The following is a 20,160-nucleotide window of genomic DNA, read 5'->3' as shown; positions in this document are numbered from 1 at the left end:
CATCAACGGCGAGGTGCGCTTCAAGTCGCACTGCTTCAAGGTTTCGAGTGCGCTGGCTGAGCTGCCCATCGCGTTGCGCGCCTGTAGCGAAACTGACGGGTGCTACGACGTGTACTTTGTTCATCATCGCATCGATACCATCGACTTGAGGGAACGCGGCGAAAGGAGCTAAATGTGTTACCCATGTCCTGACACACCTGTTACCCATGTCCCCGGTCTATACACTGCTGCAAAGAAAGTAACCAAAGAAAGCAGCTTCTCACCGCCCGCGGTCACACGCACGTTGACCATGCTTGCCAGCCGGTGGTGGCACTCGCCTAAGTGTCGCCCTCACAGGCCCAACCGGGCTTGGATCGCGCACGGTCTGTCGCGTCGCATCGCTTGCGTTATTGGTTCAGCACCAAATGGCTCCGACCCGCTTCGCGGCCGACCGGTCAATCGGGTCGGCGTGCGCTTCTTTTTCGACGGTTTCCCTCGCATACCCAACGGCAGCGCGTAGCGCTGTGCCGAAGCTATTTCGTGCTGAACCAGCGTCCTTGGACATTTGGGGCGGCAGACCGTGCGCGGTCCAAGCCCCGCGAGACCTTCGAGGGCACTCGCTACTGCCGGGCCATTAGGCCAATCGTCTGTGCCGCGGCCGGTGTGAAGTGCTTAGGCTGGGGAAAGCTGTTTCTTTGGTTACTTTCTTTGCAGCAGCAAAGAAAGTGACTGCCGCCCCGCACAGGGGCAACGCTAGTAGACCAAAAAGAAACCGGGATCCGGCGAAAGCCTAAAGGCCCTCAGGCGTGGTAACCCAAATCCCCCCGCACTTTCCCGCGAAACACCCAATAAGACCAGATCACATAGATCATGAGCACAGGCAACAAAAACATCGTGCCGATCAGCAAAAACTGATGCGATAACGGCGCGGCGGACGCATCCCAGAGCGTGACGGAAGGCGGCGCGATAAACGGCCACAAACTGATCACAAGCCCTGTGAAGGCGAGAAAGAAGAGCCCGATCGAGCACAGAAACGGCATCACTTCGCGGCCCTTGGCAAGACTCGACCACAGCGTCCACGCAAGCAGCACGGTGAGCACCGGCACGGGCGCAAACACGAAACTCTGAGGAAACCCGAACCAGCGCGCCGCGATGCGCGCATCCTTGAGCGGCGTCCAGATGCTGATGAGCAGAATGAACACGATCACGCCGAAGAGCGCATAGCGCGCCATGTTGCGGCTCCAGTGCTGGAGTTCACCTTCGGTCTTGAGCACGAGCCACGTCGTACCTTGCAGCGCATAACCGAAGATCAGCCCCACACCGACCAGCAGCGGAAACGGCGCGACCCAGTTCCAGCTCGTGCCCACATAAACGCGCCCTTCGATCGGAAAGCCCTGAATGAACATGCCGAGCACGATGCCCTGCGAAAACGTCGCGACCAGCGAGCCGCAGCCGAACGCGCCGTCCCACAGCCACTTGCGCGCACCGATCACCTCGCGGAACTCGAACGCGACGCCGCGAAAAATCAGCCCGAGCAGCATGAATAGAATCGGGAAATAAACCGCCGGCACGATGATCGCGAACGCAAGCGGAAACACCGCGAACAGCCCGCCGCCGCCGAGGACCAGCCAGGTCTCGTTGAAGTCCCAGACAGGCGCGACGGAGTTGATCATGAGGTTGCGCGATTCGGCGTCGCGACGCAGCAGAAACATCATGCCGACGCCGAGATCGAAGCCGTCGAGCAGCACATACATGAACACCGCCAGCGCGAGAATGGCGGCCCACAGTGGCACGAGATCGAGCATCGCGTTCTCCGTTATCGACGTTGATTGCGCCCGTGGCCCGGCGGCACGATATCGTCGTCGCTGACGGGCCGCGCCGTGCCGCCCGCACTCGCCGATACCGCGGAGAGCGGACGCGCCGCGCGTGTTTTCGCATCCAGTTCGTCCTTCTCGTGCGCATGCGCGACTTCCGCCGGCCCGACGCGCACCAGCCGTCGCAGCAGGAAAAATCCCGCGCCGAAGATGACGACGTAAGCCACCACGTAGAGCAGCCACGAGAGGCCGACATCGGCCGCGGTGAGCGATGGCGTCACCGAATCCTTCGTGCGCAAAATGCCGTACACGGTCCACGGCTGGCGGCCCGCCTCGGTCGTCGTCCAGCCGGCGATCACCGCGATGAAGCCGAGCGGCATCGCCCAGGTGGCCGCGCGCAGCCAGCGCGAGCTCGTCTCGATCCGGCCGCGCGCGAACTGCACGATGCCCCACAGCACGAGCGCGAACATCAGCAGCGCGACGCCCACCATGATGTGAAAGGCAAAGAACACGACGGCCACGGGCGGCCGGTCCTCACGCGGAAAGTCCTTCAGCCCGCGCACGAAGCCGTTCGGATCGTGCGTCAGATACAGGCTGCCGAGCACCGGAATCGAAATCTCGAAGCGATTGCGCTCTTCTTCCTGATCCGGAATCGAAAAGAGATTGGCCGGGATGCGCGTGCCGGATTCCCACAGGCCTTCCATCGCCGCGAGCTTGGCGGGCTGATGTTTGAGCGTGTTGAGGCCGTGCGCGTCGCCGATCACCATCTGGATCGGCACCATGATGATGAGAAAGATCAGCGACATCTTCACCATCACGCGGCTTTCTTCGAGCGCGCGTCCCTGACGCAGATACATCGCGCCGATGCCGAGGATGACGAAGCCTGCCGTCACGAGAAACGCGCTCACCGTATGTCCGAGCCGATACGGAAACGACGGCGTGAAGATCACGTCGAAGAAACTCACCACTTCGAAGCGGCCGTCGGGCAGCATGCGATGGCCCTGCGGCGTCTGCATCCAGCTATTGACCGCGAGTATCCAGAACGACGAGATCACCGTGCCGGCGGCGACGAAAATCGCGGACATCACGTGCGCCCATTGCGGCACGAGCTTGCGCCCGAAAAGCAGCACGCCGAGAAACGCCGATTCGAGGAAGAACGCCGTCAGCACTTCGTAGCCCATCAGCGGGCCGACGACGTTGGCGGTCGCGTCGGAAAAGCGGCTCCAGTTGGTGCCGAACTGAAACGGCATCACGATGCCCGACACCACGCCCATGCCGAACGACACCGCGAAGATCTTCAGCCAGAACGCCGAGAGCCGCCGGTAGACGTCGCGTTTCGTGATCCACCAGTTGAATTCGAGCGTCGCGATGTAGCACGACAGGCCGACCGTGAACGCCGGCAGCAGAATGTGAAACGCGACGACCCACGCGAACTGGAAGCGGGAGAGCAGGACGGAATCGACATCCATGAACGCTCCTTTGTTCAGGCTTTTGCAGCGGCTATGTCGAGGACGCGCGCAGCGCGCACGCGTTTTACTTAATACACGGTTTTCATGAACGCGGCCACGCACCGCGCGACGAGACACCCGCATGCGCCGGGCCACGAATGCACCAATTTGATACAATCGGGTTTTGGTCTTAGGCCATGTGGACGACCGCATGCGCCTCGTTTCATCGGGGACGGCCCCATTTTTCAAGGGAGTCGCCCGATGTCCTGGATTCTTCTCTTCATCGCCGGTCTGCTCGAAGTCGCGTGGGCCGCGGGTCTCAAATCGTCCGAAGGCTTCACCCGGCTCGGACCGTCCATCTTCACGCTCGTCACCGCAATCGGCAGTTTCGTCCTGCTCGCCATGGCCATGCGCCAGTTGCCGCTCGGCACGGCCTACGCCGTCTGGACGGGCATCGGTGCGGTCGGCGCGTTCGTGTTCGGCATCGTGTACATGGGCGAGGCGTTGTCGGCGGCGCGTATCGTGAGCGCGATGCTCATCGTCGCGGGGCTGGTCGGGCTCAAGCTCTCGTCGGGGCATTGAACGCTCATCCGTTGCGCCCGCGCCACCCCGCAGTGCGCTGGCGCACCCGGAACTACAATCGCTCGAACCGTTGCTGCACCGCGCGTATCGGCGTGGATATAATGGTCTGAGTCATCCGGTTTTCGTCTGATTCCTATGTCCTGCTTTTTCGTTGTATCTTCGTGGATGTAGGCGGCTTCTTTCGATATTTACCGGGCAGACCGCATTTTTCAGCCGGCTGATCGTCCCGTGGCGGCGAACGCCGGCAGCAGGCAGCACAAGGGAGGCGGCAATGCTTGAGTCACTTTCGCTCGCAGCGGGTCTGTCATGGGCGAGCGGGTTGCGCCTGTACCTCACCGTTTTCATCGCCGGCATGTTCCAGCGCATGGGGCTCGTTCATCTGCCGGATACGCTCGCGGTGCTCGGTTCGCCGTGGGTGATCGGCGTCGCGGCGGTGCTCGCGCTCGTCGAATTTCTCGCCGACAAAATCCCCGCCGTCGATTCCCTGTGGGACGCGGTTCACACGTTCATCCGCATTCCGGCGGGCGCCGTGCTCGCGGCCGGTTCGCTCGGCCACGCCGATCCGGCCATGCTCACGATCGCGGCGCTCGCGGGCGGCACGCTCGCCGGGGCATCGCATTTCGCGAAGGCGGGCACGCGCGCGCTCATCAATCTGTCGCCGGAGCCGGTGTCGAACTGGGCGGCATCGACGACCGAGGATGTCGGCGCGCTCGCGGGCATCACGCTCGCGCTCTTCGTGCCGTTCCTGTTTCTCGTGCTCCTGCTCGCGTTTCTGGTGCTCGCGGGCTGGGCGCTGCCGCGGCTCGCGCGAGGCGTGCACGGCGGCGTGTCGCGCATGGCCAAACACATGTTGCCGAGCTCGGATCGTATGAACCGGCTGCGGAGCAAGCACGATTGAGCACCGCATTCCCGAACGATCAGGCTGCACGCAAGGCAGGGCATCCGCATCCGGCCATCAAACTCGGCTTCACGCAGACGGTGCGCCAGGCATGGCGCATGACCGGGCGCGACTGGCGCGCGGGCGAGCTCACGATGCTCCTGCTCGCGCTGGTACTCGCCGTGGCGGCGCTGTCGAGCGTCGGGTTTCTCGCGGATCGCATGCGTCAGGGGCTCGCGCGCGACGGGCGTCAGATGATCGCCGCCGATTTCGTCGTGCGCGCGGATCATCCCGTCGATCCGATGTTCGCAGCAGAAGCGCAGTCGCTCGGACTTGAGACCGCCGGCACGACGATCTTCCCGAGCATGATCAGTTCGACGGCCGCGGAGCCGCTCTCCAGGCTCGCGGCGATCAAGGGCGTGACGCAAGGCTACCCGTTGCGCGGGGCGCTGCGCATCGCGCCCGGCACCGACGCCGCCGATGCGCCCGTGCACGGCATTCCCGCGCCCGGCACCGTCTGGGTCGATCCCGCCCTGCTCGATGCGCTCAAGACCCGGGTCGGCGGGACGGTCAAGGTCGGCACGCGCACGTTTACGGTCGCGGGCGTCATCACCCGCGAGCTGGATCGCGGCTTCTCGTTCGTCAACTTCTCGCCGCGCCTCATGATGCGCGCCGACGAGATCGCGGGCACGGGGCTCGTCGGCTATGGCAGCCGCGTGACGTATCGATTGCTCGTCGCCGGTTCCGACCCGCAAGTCGAGCGTTTCGCGAAGTTCGCGCGCGAGCAGGTCGATGGCGGCAAGCTGCGCGGCGTCGGCCTGGAATCGTTGTCCGACGGCCAGCCGCAAGTGCGTCAGACGATCGATCGCGCGAGCCACTTTCTCACGCTCGTCTCGCTTCTGACGGCGCTGCTCGCAGCCGTCGCAATCGCGATGGCCGCGCATCGTTTCGCGCGGCGGCATCTCGACGGTTGCGCCGCGATGCGCTGCCTCGGCGTTAGCCAGCGCACGCTGCGCGCGCTCTTTCTGAACGAATTCCTCGCGATTGGCTTGATCGGTAGCGTGCTCGGCGTCGTGCTGGGTTTCGGCGGCCATCTCGTGCTGCTGAACTGGCTCGGTTCGCTCGTCGATGTCGAGTTGCCGCAGCCGAGCGTGTGGCCGGCGCTGCAAGGCATCGCGATGGGCCTCGTGCTTCTGCTCGGCTTCGCGCTGCCGCCGCTCCTGCCGATCACGCGGGTGCCGCCGGTGCATGTGATCCGCCGCGAGCTCGGCGATGCGCAACGCGTCGCCCATGCGGCGTATGGCGTCGGCGTGCTGCTGTTCGCGGCGCTCCTGATCGTCGCGGCGGGCGAGCTGAAGCTTGGCGGCATCGTCGCGGGCGGCTTCGCGGCCGGTCTGCTCGTGTTCGGCGCGATTGCGCGCGCGGCGCTCTGGGCGGCGGCGCGTTTCGTGCGCCGCGAGACGAGCCGCGCGGGCGTCGGCTGGCGTTATGCGCTCGCGTCGCTGGAGCGGCGCAGCGGATCGAGCGCGCTGCAGATCACCGCGCTCGGTATCGGCTTGATGTGCCTGTTGCTCATCGGCATGACGCGCAACGATCTCATCAAGGGCTGGCGCGACGCGACGCCGCCCGACGCGCCGAACCAGTTTCTCATCGACATTCAGCCTGACCAGCGCCCGGGCGTGCTCGACTATCTGCACACGCACGGCGAGCCCGACGCCACGCTCTCGCCGATGGTCCGCGCGCGCCTCGTCGCGATCAACGGCAAGCCCGTGAATCCGGACAACTACGACAAGGCCGATGCGAAGCGCCTCGTCGATCGCGAATTCAACCTTTCGTACACGACCGAGCTGCCCGGCGACAACCGCGTGACGCAAGGCGCGTGGTTCGGCAGAGACGGCAAACCGCAGGTGTCGATCGAAGAGGGCATCGCGAAGACGATCCGCGTGAAGATGGGCGACACGCTGCGTTTCGACGTCGCCGGCCTGCCGGTCGAAGCGCCCGTGACGAGCGTGCGCAAGGTCGACTGGAATTCGTTCAAGGTCAACTTCTTCGTGCTGATGCCGCCCGATGCGCTCGCCGATCTCCCCGCGACCTTCATCACGAGCTTCCATCTGCCGGCGGAAGAACAGCGCGTGATCGACGGGCTCGTCGCGCGCTATCCGAACGTGACGGCCATCGACATCGCGCCGATTCTCGCGCAGATCCATCGCACGCTCGCGCAGGTGATCGGCGCGGTGCAGTTCCTGTTCCTCTTCACGCTCGCGGCGGGCGTGCTCGTGCTGTACGCGGCGCTCGCCGGCACGCGCGACGAACGCGTGCGCGAGTCGGCGCTCCTGCGCGCGCTCGGCGCATCGCACAAGCAGGTGCGCTCGGTGCAGGTGGCCGAGTTCGTGGCCGTCGGCGCGCTATCGGGGCTGATGGCCGCGATCGGCGCGCAGGCGATCGGCTATGTGCTCGCAGCGCGCGTGTTCGAGTTTCATATCGATTTCAATCCGTGGCTCGTGCCGACGGGCATCGTCGCGGGCGTCGCGTGCGCGGGGCTCGGCGGCTGGCTGAGCCTGCGGCGCGTGCTGTCGCGCCCGGCGCTGCAATCCCTGCGCGATGCCTAGTTTTCTGAATCAAAGCAATGACCGACGTAAATCCTCAAGACGAAGTGCAAAAGCCGACCGCTTTCGAGCTGATCGGCGGCGAGGAGCGCGTGCGCGCGCTCGTCGACCGTTTCTATGACCTGATGGATCTGGAGCCCGAATTCGCGGGCATCCGCGCGCTGCATCCGCCGACGCTCGACAATTCGCGCAACAAGACCTTCTGGTTCCTGTGCGGCTGGATGGGCGGGCCGGATCACTACATCGACCGCTTTGGGCATCCGCGTCTGCGGGCGCGGCATCTGCCGTTCGCGATTGCATCGGACGAGCGCGATCAGTGGCTGCGCTGCATGGCGTGGGCGATGGAGGACATCGGCGTCGACGAAACCTTGCGCGAGCGCCTGCTGACGTCCTTTTTCGACACCGCCGACTGGATGCGCAACCGTCCCGGTTGATTCGCGCCGTTTTGTATCGGTTCAGGCGTGGCGCGCGTGGTGCATCATCGTCTGCGAATGGTTTCAACTCCCCCGCAAGACAAGGAAGCAAAGACATGAGCACACGCGCACTCTTTCGCGAGGACGCCTATCTGACGCGTTGCGACGCGACCGTCACCGCCATCGACGAGCAGGGCATCCACCTCGATCAGACCGTGTTCTATCCGCTCGGCGGCGGTCAGGCCGGCGATGCCGGCACGCTGACGCTCGCGGACGGCACGGTCATCGCGATCGCCGAAACGCGCAAGGCGAAGTTCGAAGGCGCGACGCCCGATGACGCCGTGCATGTGCCCGCGCCGGGTCAGGACGACGCGCTCGCGAAAATCGCGGTCGGCAGCAAGGTGAGCGCGGAGATTGACTGGGCGCAGCGTTATCGGCGGATGCGGCTGCATACGGCGAGCCATCTGATCTGCGCAGTGCTGCCGTTTCCGGTCGATGGCTGCAGCATCACGACCGATTACGCGCGCCTCGACCTGGCGACCGTCGAGCCGATCGAGCGCGAGGCCGTCGAAGCGAAGCTGAACGCGCTGATCGGCGGCGCGCACGGCGTGCATACCGAATGGATCACCGACGACGAGATGGCCGCGCGTCCCGAACTCGTGCGCACGATGAGCGTGAAGCCGCCGATGGGCCTCGGCCGCGTGCGTCTGCTGCGCATCGAGAACGTGGATCTGCAGCCGTGCGGCGGGACGCATGTGCGCAATACCGGGGAAATCGGCGCGCTGCGCATCGCGAAACTGGAGAAGAAGAGCGCGCGCACGCGGCGGCTCGTGCTGGAACTGGTGTGAGCGTGGACCCGCGGGCGCAGGCAGTGCTCGATCTCTGGTTCGGTGAGCGCGGCTCGCCGGACTTCGGCCAGGATCGCAAGCTCTGGTGGAAAAAGAAGCGCGCTTTCGATTCGATGCTTACCGAGCGCTTCGGCACGCTCGTCGAAGAGGCCCACGCGGGTGGTTTGCAGGACTGGGAGCGCACGCCGGCCGGCATGCTTGCGTTGATCGTGCTGCTCGATCAACTGTCGCGCAATTGCTATCGGAACACGCCGCGCGCGTTCGCGGGCGATGGCCGCGCGCTCGCGCTGGCGAAGACGCTGGTCGCGCGTGGCGACGACCTGCGTCTGCCGAGCGCGTATCACCGCGCGTTCGCCTATATGCCGTTCGAACACGACGAAACGCTTGAGAGCCAGCGCGAGTCGCTGCGTCTCTTCGGAAAACTAAAAGACGAGACGGGCGTTTCGAGCTTCTACGAATCGGCGGTGGAACATGCGGAGGTGATCGGACGCTTCGGGCGCTTTCCGCATCGCAACCGGATTCTCGGGCGTGAGATGTCGGCCGATGAGGAAGCGTGGCTCGCGAGGCACGGCGGGTTTTGACAGTAGCTGACTGACGCAGTGATTTAGAATCGCAGTCTTTGGATATCCTGAATCATGGAATTCGGGAATCTTAACGATTTGCAACAATCGCTGCCGACATGTCTGACTTCAGCAACATTACACTGGTCTCCGTCACAGGCCTGAACGATGCGCGGGGTGCCGCGTATTCGCTCGCGCTGAGCAGTCGGCAGATGCCTCAGGCGAACGTCTTGCTCATCAGCCCCACGCGTCCCGCCGATCTTCCGCTTCACATTCGCCACCGCGTCATCGCGCCGCTCAGCTATCACGAATACAGCTGGTTCATCATGTTCGCGCTGTGGAAGTTAATCGACACGGAGTTTGCGCTCATTGTCCAGGAAGACGGCTGGATCCTCGACATCCGCAACTGGAGCGACGATTTCCTGAATTACGATTATCTCGGCGCGCCGATCGCGCTCGGGCGAGTCGATATGCCCGAAGGCATCATGTGGATGCAAAATTTCACCTGGTGCGAGCACTTGAACCGGCCCGACCGTGTGGTTCGGCCGGTGCTGAACGGAGGATTCAGCCTGCGCAGCCGTCGCATGCTGCGCGCATTGATCGATCATCCGCAGATTCGGGTGGAGATTCCCCCACCCGAAGTGGTCGAGGTCGAGCCCATACGCATGGAATGGTTTCACAAGCCCTTGAACGAAGACGTTCAGCTTTCCGCTGCCCTGCGTCCACAACTCGAGGCGGTGGGGCTGAAGTTCGCGCCGCTCGACCTGTGCCTCCAGTTTGCTGCGGAGGATATCGGGCCGCTTCACGTTGGCCGCAATATCAACCGGTTGTTCGGGCTGCATGGCTGGTGGCGGCGTCTCGTGAGTATCGATCCGCCCACGGTCCGATACGGCGTCACCCGGCAACTCGCCGAGCATATCGGCGGCGAGCGGGTGATCATCGAAATGTTGCAAGCGCGCGGCTATCGGCTCGAATTCCCGCCCGAACCTGCGTAATTACCGCCCGCCCGTTACGTCCAGAATCGCCCCCGTCACATACGACGACGCATCCGAGAGCAGCCACACGATCGATTCGCCGACTTCATCGGCCGTGCCCGCGCGCCCGATCGGCGTCTGCACGCCAAGCACGTGCGCGCGGTCGGGCTTGCCGCCGCTCGCGTGAATGTCGGTATCGATGAGGCCGGGGCGGATCGCGTTCACGCGCACGCCTTCGCGCCCGAGTTCCTTCGACAAACCGATGGTCAGCGTATCGATCGCGCCCTTGGACCCCGCGTAGTCGACATACTCGCCGGGACCGCCCAGCCGCGCCGCCGCCGACGACACGTTCACGAGCGATCCGCCCTTGCCGCCGCGCGAGTTCGACATGCGGCGCGCCGCCTCGCGCGCGACGAGATACGCGCCGAGCACGTTGATGTCGAAGATGCGCTTCATGCGCGCGATGTCCATGTTTGCGAGCGCCGATCCGGGCGCGACGATGCCCGCGTTGTTCACGACGCCATCGATCTTGCCGAAGGCTTTCTCGGTCGCATCGAACATCGCGATGATCGCGGCTTCGTCGCTCACGTCGCCGTGGATGGCGATCGCCTTGCCGCCCGCCGCCTGCACGGCCGCGACGGTTTCATCGGCGGCGGCCGCGTTCGACGCATAGTTCACGCCGACCGACCAGCCGCGCGCGCCCGCGAGCACCGCAGCCGAACGGCCGATGCCGCGGCTCCCGCCTGTGATCAGAATGACTTTGGACATGCGCTGTTCCTCAGACGGCGTTACGTTTTTCGGACCACTTGTCGTTCGCGGGCGGAATGTAGCGCGCGAGTTTGTCGATCATCTTGGCGGGCTCGGCGGCGACCTGGATGATGTCCAGATACGGCGCGCGCATGAAACCTTCCTCGACGGTATGCCGCAGCATCGCGAGGAGCGGATCGAAATAGCCGTTCACGTCGAGCAGGCCGACCGGCTTCTGGTGATAGCCGAGCTGCGCCCACGTGTAGACCTCGAAAAACTCCTCGAACGTGCCGACGCCGCCGGGCATCGCGACGAACGCATCGGAGAGATCGGCCATTTTTTTCTTGCGCTCGTGCATGTCGGGCACGACGTGCAGTTCGGTGAGATCGGTATGGCCGACTTCCTTCGCGAGCAGCAATTCGGGAATCACGCCGACCGCGCGCCCGCCCGCGGCGAGCACTTCATCGGCGATGAGGCCCATCAGGCCGACGCGGCCGCCGCCGTACACGAGCGAAAGATCGTTTTGAACCAGCGCGCGGCCGAACGCCTTGGCCGCTTCTGCATAGACGGGGCGGGCTCCGTTAGAGGAGCCGCAATAGACACATACTGCCTTCATTTATCTGGGATCCTTTGTTTCGGTCTTTGCATCGTCGCGCGGCGGCAGGAAGTCCGCGTATTCGCGCTTCGGCAGCTTACCGGATACGAGGTCGTCGAATAGCTGGCGCGAGCGTCCGCGCAGATACGGCGCCATGATCGAGATGATATGCAGGCTCGCCTGATGCAGTTCGGCGCGGATCGCTTCCTGATCGTTGTATTTGCGCGGATTCATCACGTACTGATACGAAAGCCAGTACGTGGCGATCACGCCGATGTTGGTCGCGATCACCTTGATCTCTTCGGGCGTCGCGACCATTTCCTGATCGGCGACGAGCGCCTCGCACAACTGGCTCGCGAAATACACCTTGTGCGTGATGATCTGCTTGAAGTGCGTTTCGAGCGTGCGGTTGCGCGCGAGCAGGTCGTTCAGGTCGCGATACAGGAAGCGGTAGGCCCAGAGGAAATCCGCCATGTATTGCAGATACGACCACATCTCGTCGATCGTCGGGCGATGATCGTCCGGAAAGCGCAGACGCTTCTGAATCTGCTGCTCGAACTGCGCGAAGATGCTGTTGATGATGTCGTCTTTGTTGCGGAAATGGTAGTACAGGTTGCCTGGACTGATTTCCATCTCTTCGGCGATCGTCGTCGTGGTGACGTTCGGCTCGCCGATATCGTTGAACAACTTCAGCGACAGCTCGAGTATCCGTTCGCGGGTGCGGCGGGGTGGTTTGGCTTCCATGTCGTCCGACCTTGGGATCGGGCCGCGTTGGCTCGGGATGAGCGTTCGCGCGGCCGCTTCCGTTGCTATTTTTGAGAATATCGGACGATTATAAACCGGTCGTTCGGCCGCACGGATACAGGCTTTGCGCGCGGGTGTTCTCTTTTATAAGATACGCGCAAGCCACGCGGATGCAAACGGCCACAGAATCAGGCCCCACGTGATGACGCAGACGCCGAGCGCGACCATCACCGCCGCACTGCCGAAATCCTTCGCCCGCTTCGACAGTTCGTGACGTTCGAGCGAAATGCGGTCGATCGCCGCCTCGACGCTCGAATTGAGCAATTCGACGATGAGCACGAGCAGCACCGACACGATCAGCGCCGCGCGCTCGACGGGCGAGACCGGCACGAAGAGGCTGCACGGCAACAGGATCGCGGCGAGCGTCAGTTCCTGGCGGAATGCGCTTTCCTCGCGGATCGCGACGCGAAAGCCGTAGAGCGAATTCTTCATCGCGTGCCACGCGCGCGTGAAGCCGCGATTGCCCTTGTACGGATTGAAAGGCAGATCGTCGGGGCCGAGCGGCTCGGGCGGTTGCGCGGGCTTACCGTCGATGTCGTCTATGTCTTCGATGTCGTCGTCGAACGGATCGCGCGCGCGGGCCGCCGCGGAGGTTCCGGCCCGCGCATTCGCTTCGGCTTTCTCCTGCGCCACGGCGCGTCGCGTCATGCGGCCGCCCGGTCCGAGCTGGCGTTGCGCGGCCCAAATTTCCGCAGATGCGAGGCGAACTGCTCCGACGCCGCGCGCCACGAGAAGCGCTCGGCCCACGCACGCGCATCGGCGCGCTCGATCTTCAGTGCTTGCAGGCAGGCTTCGTGAAGATCGTCGTGGAGCGCGCCCGGGCCGTGTTCGCCGAGCACGTCGATCGGGCCCGTCACCGGATACGCCGCGACCGGCGTGCCGCAGGCCATCGCTTCGAGCAGCACCAGGCCGAAGGTATCGGTGCGGCTCGGAAACACGAATACGTCCGCCGCCGCGTAGACCTTCGCCAGTTCCGGCTGCGACAGCACGCCGAGATAGTTGACGTTCGTGTAGCGCGACTTCAGCTCCGCGAGCGCCGGGCCTTCGCCCGCGACCCACTTCGAACCAGGCAGATCGAGCTTCAGAAATGCCTCGACGTTCTTCTCGACCGCGACGCGCCCGACATACAGAAAGATCGGTCGCGCGGTGTTGAGCACCTTCGACTCCATCGGACGGAAGATGTCGAGATCGACGCCGCGCGTCCACAGCACGACGTTGGTGAAGCCGAAGCGCTCCAGATCCGCCTTGACGACGGGCGTCGGCGCCATCACAGCCTGCGAGTTCTTGTGGAACCAGTGCAGGAAGCGATACGTCAGCGACAGCGGAATGCCGAAGCGCGCGTTCACGTACTCCGGAAAGCGCGTGTGGTAGGCGGTCGTGAACGGCAGCTTGTGACGCAGCGCATACGAGCGCGCGGCGAGCCCGAGCGGGCCTTCGGTGGCGATATGCAGCGCGTCCGGCGCGAATGCGTCGATGCGCCGGGCGACGCGTTGTCCCGGCAGGAGCGACAGGCGAATCTCGGGATAGGTCGGGCAGGGGATCGTTCTGAATTCGAGCGGTGTGAGCAACTCGACGCGATGACCGAGCGCGGTGAGTTCCTTCGTCGTTTGCGTGAGTGTGCGGACGACGCCATTGACCTGCGGCTCCCATGCATCGGTAACGATCATGATTTTCATCGATTCGGCCCAGAGTTGGTGTTGCTTGTTATGGCTTGGTGCGATGGCTAGACGGTCGCGCGTGCGCGCGTCGTGCGCGCTTCCGGCGAGCGCATCACGGTCCAGTAGACGATCTTCAGTTCACCTTCGTAGGTCTCGACGAGCGCCGAGAGACTCTCGACCCAGTCGCCGTCGTTGCAGTACAGAACGCCGTCGATGTCGCGGATCTCGGCCTTGTGGATGTGTCCGCACACGACGCCGTCGCAGCCGCGGCGGCGCGCTTCGTCGGTCATCACGCGCTCGAACTGCGAGATGAAGTTCACCGCGTTTTTCACCTGATGCTTCAGGTACTGCGACAGCGACCAGTAATTGAAGCCGAGCTTCGTGCGCACGCGATTGAACCAGCGGTTGAGCAGAAGGATCATCGTGTAGGCGGTGTCGCCGAGATAGGCGAGCCACTTCGCGTGCTGGATCACGCCGTCGAAGAGATCGCCGTGCACGATCCACAGGCGCTTGCCCGCGAGCGTCGTGTGGAACGCTTCGCCGCGCACGTGGATGTCGCCGAACGCGAGATCGCAGAACTGCCGCGCGGCTTCATCGTGATTGCCGGGGATGAAGACGACCTGCGTGCCCTTGCGCGCCTTGCGCAGGATTTTCTGCACGACGTCGTTGTGCGCCTGCGGCCAGAACCAGCCTTTGCGCAACTGCCATCCGTCGATGATGTCGCCGACGAGATACAGATATTCCGACTCGTGGTGCCGCAGGAAATCGAGGAGATAGTGCGCCTGGCAGCCGCCCGAACCGAGATGGATGTCCGAGAGCCAGATCGTGCGATACCGATGCGGCTCGTCGGCCGAATCGGGGAGCTCGTCGTGATGGACGGGCGCGGCGGCACGCGAGTCGGACAAGCCGGGCGCACCCGCAGAAGCGGACTCGGATGATTCGGTGGACTCCGATCGCAGTGCGAAGGGACCGGTACGCAGCTCGCTATTGTTGAAGCTGAACGGAGAGGGCGGGTCGATCGCCGGGTGAACTGACGAGTTGAAGGCCATTGGCTCGCGCATCGGGTTTCGGTATGCGCATTGCGCCATGCGGCTGTGACCGAGCCGTGACAGTCACGAGAAGTTCTTATTACTTGACAGTGCGCTGAGCCGTGACGATGCGCGTGCCCGCGAGGCGATCGTGGAGAAATTGGCGCGCCGGATCGAGCCACACGGCGGCGGCCCACAGCGCGACCCACGCCGCGAAGACGGCGAGCGTCTGCGGCACGGCGAGGGAGAAGAGAGGATGCAGCGCGAGCGGCGGAAGGAACCACAGCCACGCGAGCACATAGCGCGCGAACGCACGCGCGGGTTTGACGGGCTGGCCCTGCGCATCGACGACCTTGAGGCGCCAGGTCTTCATCGGCAAGGTCTGGCCGCCGTGTGTCCAGAAATATACGAAGTACGCCGCGAGCACGATGCCGATCCACGACATCAGCCAGTTGTGATGCGTGAGGCCGTTGCGCTGCTGCGTGAGCGTGCTGAAGAGATAGCCCGCTAGGAACACCACGCCGAAGAGGATCACGCTTTCGTAGAGCATCGTCGCGAGGCGGCGGCGCAGCGTGGGCGCGCGCATCGGGTCGATGGCGAGTGCCGCGGGCTGAGCGCTCACGAGCCGTTGTACATCGAAGGCGCCTGCTGCGGCGAGACCGGAATCGGCGTGGCCGGGACGATGCTCGCGGCGTTCGGAATGGCCGGTTGCATCGGCGTGCCGGAGATGGGCGCGGCCGGAGCGGCCGCCGCGCCCGATCCGCCTTCCGCGTGGCCGGGAACGTGCCCCTGTTCGCGTGCGGTGACGAGGCGGTTGATGTCCTTCACTTCGGTCTTGCCCGTGGGCGGCGCGGAAACGATCGTCGGACGACGCACGTGCTCGCTCGCGGCGAGCTTCTTCTTCTGCTCTTCGGAAAGCTTCTGATAGGCGTCCCACGCCTTTTCGCGCTTGTCGAGCGGCACCGATTTGGAAACCTGATAGTTCTCGCGCGCGACCTTGCGCTGGTCGGGCGTGAGACGCACCCATTCCTCCATGCGCTGATGCAGATGCTTCTGCGCTTCAGGCGACATCCGATGAAACCGGGACGCGATCTTCAGCCACTTCTGCTTGCGCTCGTCGGAAAAGGTATCCCATTGCGTGGCGAAGGGCGCGAGCGCGGCATGCTGCGCTTCGGTGAGACGGTTCCAGGAGAGCGGTCCTTCGGCACCCAGCGCGGAGAGCGTCGAGGCGTTCGAATCCGCGCTCGTGCCCGAGCCGCCGCCCGGCGTCACGGGCGGTGAGGACGGAGCGCCGGCGGTGGAATAAAAGCGCGGATAAGTCGCGGCGAACGCAACCAGACCCGCAATCGCGCAACCAAAGACAATCGCGAGACCGCGCTTGTAACTCACCCGAAAATTCCCCCGCTGTATTCAGTGTTTAATGATTGCGCGTCAGGTACGCGTTGAAACCGTGATCCAGATAGGCGTCGATCGGCAGGCTGTCGCTCATCATGGCTGCGTCGATGTCGGCGAGTTCCGCCTTGCGCTGCTGATCTTCCCAATACGCGATGCCCGCCAGTCCGATGATGAGCGCCGCGAGCGGCCACGCGAGGCCGAGCCCGCCAAGCCGCGCGAGCAGTCCCTTCGGACGATGATCGTCGCCGGCATCGCCGGTCGTGAGCGTGGCGCCCGCGCCGGCCAGGGCCGGCGTGAACGCGGGCGCTGTCATCGTGACGGCGACTTTCTCCGGCTTCTTGCGCGCGATCGCCGAGCGGCGCGCCTCGCGCAGCCGGTCGACGGCGGCAGCCGGAATATTCGACGTGCTTTCGTCCAGTGCGCGCACGACCTTCAGCGCGAACTCGTTTTCCTTCGTTTCAAGAGCGGAACTCATAGCGTGATCCCTTTGGCTTTCAGGGCTTGTGCGAGAGTGTGCGTGGCGCGTGAGCAATGCGTCTTCACGCTGCCCTCGGAGCACCCCATCGCGGCGGCCGTCTCAGCGACATCCATGTCTTCCCAGTAACGCATGAGAAACGCTTCCCGTTGACGTGCCGGCAGTTTCTGGATTTCGGCGTCGATCAGATTCAAGACCTGTTCGCGCTCCAGACGGTTCTCGCTGCTCTCGCTGCCGACCGCGCTGTCCTCGGATTCGAAGGTTTCGAGCGGGTCGAATTCGTCGTCGTCGGCGTTGCCGAAGGACGAGAAGAGGCTGACCCAGGTGTTGCGCACCTTCTGGCGACGGAAATAATCGTGCGTCGCGTTCTGAAGGATACGCTGGAATAAAAGCGGAAGCTCGGATGATGGACGGTCGCCGTATTTCTCCGCCAGCTTGATCATCGCGTCTTGCACGATGTCGAGCGCCGCGTCGTCGTCGCGAACGGTATACACGGTCTGCTTGAACGCGCGTCTTTCGACGCCCGCCAGGAAGTCGGCGAGTTCCTTGTCTGATGCCATCCGTTGGGGACCCGGCGCAAGAGCTTGCGTCGAAAGGATCGTGGAGTTCTAGGAAAACCTGCGAATCCTAGCAAAGTTTCGCCGCATCCGGAGAAATTGAGAGGTTTTGTTGCCACTTCCGACATGCATCAGACGATTGACCGTGAATTCGCGAGACTGCGCGTGCAGGTCGCTTTTACCTTCGAGGCGTGCGCGAACGGCGCCATCGGCACATTCGGAAACTTTTTGCTTGACCCGCCTCGCGCGGCGCTGTTACATTTTCTGACTCGCATCATCAGTGAAATGTCTGCTTTGAGGCGAGCCCAAGAAGTTCGCCTGTCAAACCTAGACGCGCCGCTTGAACCCGAGCCACAAGCCCGGCAGAGAGCACCCGATCAATTTTTTGCCGAAAATTCGAAAGGTGATGAATGAACATGCCTAGCGCGGAATTCTCCACGTCGGATACCACACCCCCTCACGAAGCTGACTCCATCGGCGGCACCGTGCTCATGCGCGCGCTCGCTGACGAGAACGTCGAATTCATCTGGGGCTATCCCGGCGGCTCGGTACTCTACATCTACGACGAGCTGTACAAGCAGGACCAGATCCAGCACATTCTCGTGCGCCACGAACAGGCCGCCGTGCATGCCGCCGACGCCTACGCGCGCTCGACAGGCAACGTAGGCGTGTGCCTCGTGACCTCGGGACCGGGCGTCACCAATGCCGTCACCGGCATCGCCACGGCCTATATGGATTCGATTCCGCTCGTCGTCATCAGCGGCCAGGTGCCCACCGCGGCCATCGGCCTCGACGCATTCCAGGAATGCGACACCGTCGGCATCACGCGTCCGTGCGTGAAGCACAACTTCCTCGTGAAGGACGTGCGCGACCTCGCCGCGACCGTCAAGAAGGCGTTCTACATCGCGCGTACCGGCCGTCCCGGCCCGGTGCTCATCGACATTCCGAAGGACGTGTCGAAGGCGCCGTGCAAGTACGAGCCGATCAAGAGCGTGTCGCTGCGTTCGTACAACCCTGTCACGAAAGGCCATTCGGGTCAGATCCGCAAGGCGGTGCAACTGCTCCTGTCGGCGAAGCGTCCGTATATCTACACGGGCGGCGGCATCATCCTCGCGGATGCGTCGCGCGAGCTGAACCAGTTCGCCGATCTGCTCGGCTATCCCGTCACCAACACGCTGATGGGCCTCGGCGGCTATCGCGCGTCCGACAAGAAGTTTCTCGGCATGCTCGGCATGCACGGCACGTACGAAGCCAACATGGCGATGCAGAACTGCGACGTGCTGATCGCGATCGGCGCGCGCTTCGACGACCGCGTGATCGGCGATCCCAAGCACTTCGCGTCGTCGCCGCGCAAGATCATTCATATCGACGTCGATCCGTCGTCCATTTCCAAGCGCGTGAAGGTGGATATCCCCATCGTCGGCGACGTGAAGGAGGTGCTGAAGGAACTGATCGAGCAGCTTCAGCACGCGGAGCACGGCCCGGACACGCAGGCGCTCAAGACGTGGTGGGACGAGATCGAAGGCTGGCGCTCGAAGGACTGCCTCGCTTACGACCGCAAGAGCGAAATCATCAAGCCGCAGTACGTCGTCGAAAAGCTCTGGGAGCTGACCGACGGCAACGCGTTCGTGTGCTCGGACGTCGGCCAGCACCAGATGTGGGCGGCGCAGTTCTATCCGTTCAACAAGCCGCGCCGCTGGATCAATTCGGGCGGCCTCGGCACGATGGGCTTCGGCCTGCCGGCGGCGATGGGCGTGAAGATGGCCTTTCCGGACGACGAAGTGGTCTGCATCACGGGCGAAGGCTCCATCCAGATGTGCATTCAGGAGCTCTCGACGTGCAAGCAGTACAACACGCCCGTCAAGATCATTTCGCTGAACAACCGCTATCTGGGCATGGTGCGCCAGTGGCAGCAGATCGAGTACAAGAAGCGCTATTCCAGTTCGTACATGGACGCGCTGCCGGACTTCGTGAAGCTGGCCGAGGCGTATGGCCATGTCGGCATTCGTGTCGAAAAGACCGCGGACGTCGAACCGGCGCTGAAGGAAGCGCTGCGTTTGAAGGATCGCACCGTATTTCTCGACTTCCAGACCGATCCGACCGAAAACGTATTCCCGATGGTGCAGGCAGGCAAAGGCATCACGGAAATGCTGCTCGGCTCTGAGGATCTTTAACGCGGCTTTGTCTCGCGAGGCTCGCGCGCGCCTGTCTTCACAAAGGACATGCGCTGCGCGCGGGTTTTTCGAACGAACGCCACTTCTGGACATATTCGGGAATCACGCACATGAAACACATCATCTCCGTTTTGCTGGAAAACGAACCGGGCGCGTTATCGCGCGTCGTCGGGCTCTTTTCGGCGCGCGGCTATAACATCGAAACGCTGACGGTGGCGCCGACCGAAGACAGTTCGCTGTCGCGGCTGACCATCGTCTCGATTGGCTCGGACGACGTGATCGAACAGATCACGAAGCACCTGAACCGCCTGATCGAGGTGGTGAAAGTGGTCGACCTGACAGAGGGCGCCCACATCGAGCGCGAGCTGATGCTCATCAAGGTAAGGGCGGTCGGCAAGGAACGCGAAGAGATGAAGCGCATGGCGGACATTTTCCGCGGCCGCATCATCGACGTGACCGAGAAAACCTACACGATGGAACTGACCGGCGCGTCCGACAAGCTCGACGCGTTCATTCAGGCGCTCGACACCACCGCGATCCTCGAAACGGTTCGCACGGGCAGCTCCGGCATCGGCCGGGGCGAGCGGATTCTCAAGGTGTAACGGCGTCTCACCCATTCATTTGCA

General features: G+C 63.6%; 22 protein-coding genes. 10 read left to right on the top strand and 12 right to left on the bottom strand.

What is annotated here, in order from left to right:
* Window positions 1-779: 779 nt before the first annotated feature.
* Together cydB and QCE73_RS09285 are read right to left on the bottom strand one after the other, a co-directional pair.
* Window positions 780-1,784 (bottom strand): cytochrome d ubiquinol oxidase subunit II, encoded by a 1,005-nt coding sequence (gene cydB, locus QCE73_RS09290; RefSeq protein ID WP_035509959.1) that lies wholly within the window; start codon window positions 1,782-1,784, stop codon window positions 780-782.
* 11 nt (window positions 1,785-1,795) lie between these two features.
* Entirely contained in the window at window positions 1,796-3,262 is a 1,467-nt protein-coding gene (locus QCE73_RS09285) for a cytochrome ubiquinol oxidase subunit I (RefSeq protein ID WP_309880861.1), read from the bottom strand.
* A gap of 240 nt (window positions 3,263-3,502) precedes the next feature.
* Between QCE73_RS09285 and sugE the strand changes: the two genes are divergently transcribed.
* The 7 genes from sugE to QCE73_RS09250 all read left to right on the top strand — a co-directional run bounded on the left by sugE (window position 3,503) and on the right by QCE73_RS09250 (window position 10,122).
* Complete coding sequence (gene sugE / locus QCE73_RS09280; protein WP_035509964.1) at window positions 3,503-3,823, top strand: quaternary ammonium compound efflux SMR transporter SugE; 321 nt, start codon at window positions 3,503-3,505, stop codon at window positions 3,821-3,823.
* Window positions 3,824-4,094: 271 nt separating this feature from the next.
* Window positions 4,095-4,721, top strand: a complete 627-nt coding sequence (locus QCE73_RS09275; protein WP_035509968.1) for a DUF4126 domain-containing protein — start codon at window positions 4,095-4,097, stop codon at window positions 4,719-4,721.
* A gap of 98 nt (window positions 4,722-4,819) precedes the next feature.
* Window positions 4,820-7,309: an FtsX-like permease family protein gene (locus QCE73_RS09270; RefSeq protein ID WP_309881957.1), complete on the top strand. Its 2,490-nt coding sequence runs from the start codon at window positions 4,820-4,822 to the stop codon at window positions 7,307-7,309.
* 17 nt (window positions 7,310-7,326) lie between these two features.
* Window positions 7,327-7,740 carry a group II truncated hemoglobin gene (locus QCE73_RS09265; RefSeq protein WP_035509974.1) on the top strand — a complete coding sequence of 138 codons (414 nt, stop codon included), beginning with the start codon at window positions 7,327-7,329 and terminating at the stop codon, window positions 7,738-7,740.
* Window positions 7,741-7,835: 95 nt separating this feature from the next.
* Complete coding sequence (locus QCE73_RS09260; RefSeq protein WP_309880859.1) at window positions 7,836-8,567, top strand: alanyl-tRNA editing protein; 732 nt, start codon at window positions 7,836-7,838, stop codon at window positions 8,565-8,567.
* A 2-nt stretch (window positions 8,568-8,569) separates the two neighbouring features.
* The gene (locus QCE73_RS09255) at window positions 8,570-9,148 is read left to right on the top strand and encodes a DUF924 family protein (RefSeq protein ID WP_309881956.1); all 579 of its coding nucleotides are present in this window, start codon (window positions 8,570-8,572) and stop codon (window positions 9,146-9,148) included.
* A 305-nt stretch (window positions 9,149-9,453) separates the two neighbouring features.
* Window positions 9,454-10,122 (top strand): DUF5672 family protein, encoded by a 669-nt coding sequence (locus tag QCE73_RS09250; RefSeq protein WP_309880858.1) that lies wholly within the window; start codon window positions 9,454-9,456, stop codon window positions 10,120-10,122.
* Here the strand turns inward: QCE73_RS09250 and QCE73_RS09245 are convergent, their stop codons facing one another.
* The 10 genes from QCE73_RS09245 to QCE73_RS09200 all read right to left on the bottom strand — a co-directional run bounded on the left by QCE73_RS09245 (window position 10,123) and on the right by QCE73_RS09200 (window position 17,363).
* Window positions 10,123-10,869, bottom strand: coding sequence for an SDR family oxidoreductase (locus QCE73_RS09245; protein WP_309880857.1), 747 nt, complete (start codon window positions 10,867-10,869; stop codon window positions 10,123-10,125).
* A gap of 10 nt (window positions 10,870-10,879) precedes the next feature.
* Window positions 10,880-11,464: a TIGR00730 family Rossman fold protein gene (locus tag QCE73_RS09240; RefSeq protein WP_309880856.1), complete on the bottom strand. Its 585-nt coding sequence runs from the start codon at window positions 11,462-11,464 to the stop codon at window positions 10,880-10,882.
* Window positions 11,465-12,187, bottom strand: coding sequence for a TetR/AcrR family transcriptional regulator (locus QCE73_RS09235; RefSeq protein WP_309880855.1), 723 nt, complete (start codon window positions 12,185-12,187; stop codon window positions 11,465-11,467).
* 144 nt (window positions 12,188-12,331) lie between these two features.
* Window positions 12,332-12,895, bottom strand: a complete 564-nt coding sequence (locus QCE73_RS09230) for a diacylglycerol kinase (RefSeq protein ID WP_309880854.1) — start codon at window positions 12,893-12,895, stop codon at window positions 12,332-12,334.
* Window positions 12,892-13,923 carry a glycosyltransferase family 1 protein gene (locus QCE73_RS09225; RefSeq protein ID WP_309880853.1) on the bottom strand — a complete coding sequence of 344 codons (1,032 nt, stop codon included), beginning with the start codon at window positions 13,921-13,923 and terminating at the stop codon, window positions 12,892-12,894. The genes QCE73_RS09230 and QCE73_RS09225 overlap by 4 nt, the downstream gene beginning before the upstream one ends.
* 47 nt (window positions 13,924-13,970) lie before the next feature.
* Window positions 13,971-14,954, bottom strand: a complete 984-nt coding sequence (locus tag QCE73_RS09220) for a UDP-2,3-diacylglucosamine diphosphatase (RefSeq protein ID WP_035509999.1) — start codon at window positions 14,952-14,954, stop codon at window positions 13,971-13,973.
* Between the two features lie 79 nt (window positions 14,955-15,033).
* The gene (locus QCE73_RS09215; protein ID WP_238215080.1) at window positions 15,034-15,519 is read right to left on the bottom strand and encodes an RDD family protein; all 486 of its coding nucleotides are present in this window, start codon (window positions 15,517-15,519) and stop codon (window positions 15,034-15,036) included.
* A gap of 32 nt (window positions 15,520-15,551) precedes the next feature.
* A complete protein-coding gene (locus QCE73_RS09210) occupies window positions 15,552-16,322 on the bottom strand; it encodes a DUF3106 domain-containing protein (RefSeq protein WP_035510005.1) in 771 nt (256 codons plus the stop codon).
* Window positions 16,323-16,350: 28 nt separating this feature from the next.
* The gene (locus tag QCE73_RS09205) at window positions 16,351-16,803 is read right to left on the bottom strand and encodes a DUF3619 family protein (RefSeq protein WP_309880852.1); all 453 of its coding nucleotides are present in this window, start codon (window positions 16,801-16,803) and stop codon (window positions 16,351-16,353) included.
* Window positions 16,800-17,363 carry an RNA polymerase sigma factor gene (locus tag QCE73_RS09200; protein WP_035510010.1) on the bottom strand — a complete coding sequence of 188 codons (564 nt, stop codon included), beginning with the start codon at window positions 17,361-17,363 and terminating at the stop codon, window positions 16,800-16,802. Before QCE73_RS09200 ends, QCE73_RS09205 begins: the two co-directional genes overlap by 4 nt.
* 123 nt (window positions 17,364-17,486) lie before the next feature.
* Between QCE73_RS09200 and QCE73_RS09195 the strand changes: the two genes are divergently transcribed.
* The 3 genes from QCE73_RS09195 to ilvN all read left to right on the top strand — a co-directional run bounded on the left by QCE73_RS09195 (window position 17,487) and on the right by ilvN (window position 20,136).
* Window positions 17,487-17,774 (top strand): hypothetical protein, encoded by a 288-nt coding sequence (locus QCE73_RS09195; protein WP_309880850.1) that lies wholly within the window; start codon window positions 17,487-17,489, stop codon window positions 17,772-17,774.
* On the top strand, window positions 17,771-19,534 hold the full coding sequence (locus QCE73_RS09190) for an acetolactate synthase 3 catalytic subunit (protein ID WP_035510017.1): 1,764 nt from the start codon (window positions 17,771-17,773) through the stop codon (window positions 19,532-19,534). Before QCE73_RS09195 ends, QCE73_RS09190 begins: the two co-directional genes overlap by 4 nt.
* A gap of 110 nt (window positions 19,535-19,644) precedes the next feature.
* On the top strand, window positions 19,645-20,136 hold the full coding sequence (ilvN, locus tag QCE73_RS09185; protein WP_309880848.1) for an acetolactate synthase small subunit: 492 nt from the start codon (window positions 19,645-19,647) through the stop codon (window positions 20,134-20,136).
* Window positions 20,137-20,160: the final 24 nt, after the last annotated feature.

The sequence above is a fragment of the Caballeronia sp. LZ029 genome, assembly GCF_031451275.1.
GTDB classification, from domain to species: Bacteria; Pseudomonadota; Gammaproteobacteria; order Burkholderiales; family Burkholderiaceae; genus Caballeronia; species Caballeronia jiangsuensis.
The sequence above is the reverse complement of the archived record's forward strand: the minus strand, read 5'-3'. Positions and strand labels throughout refer to the sequence as shown.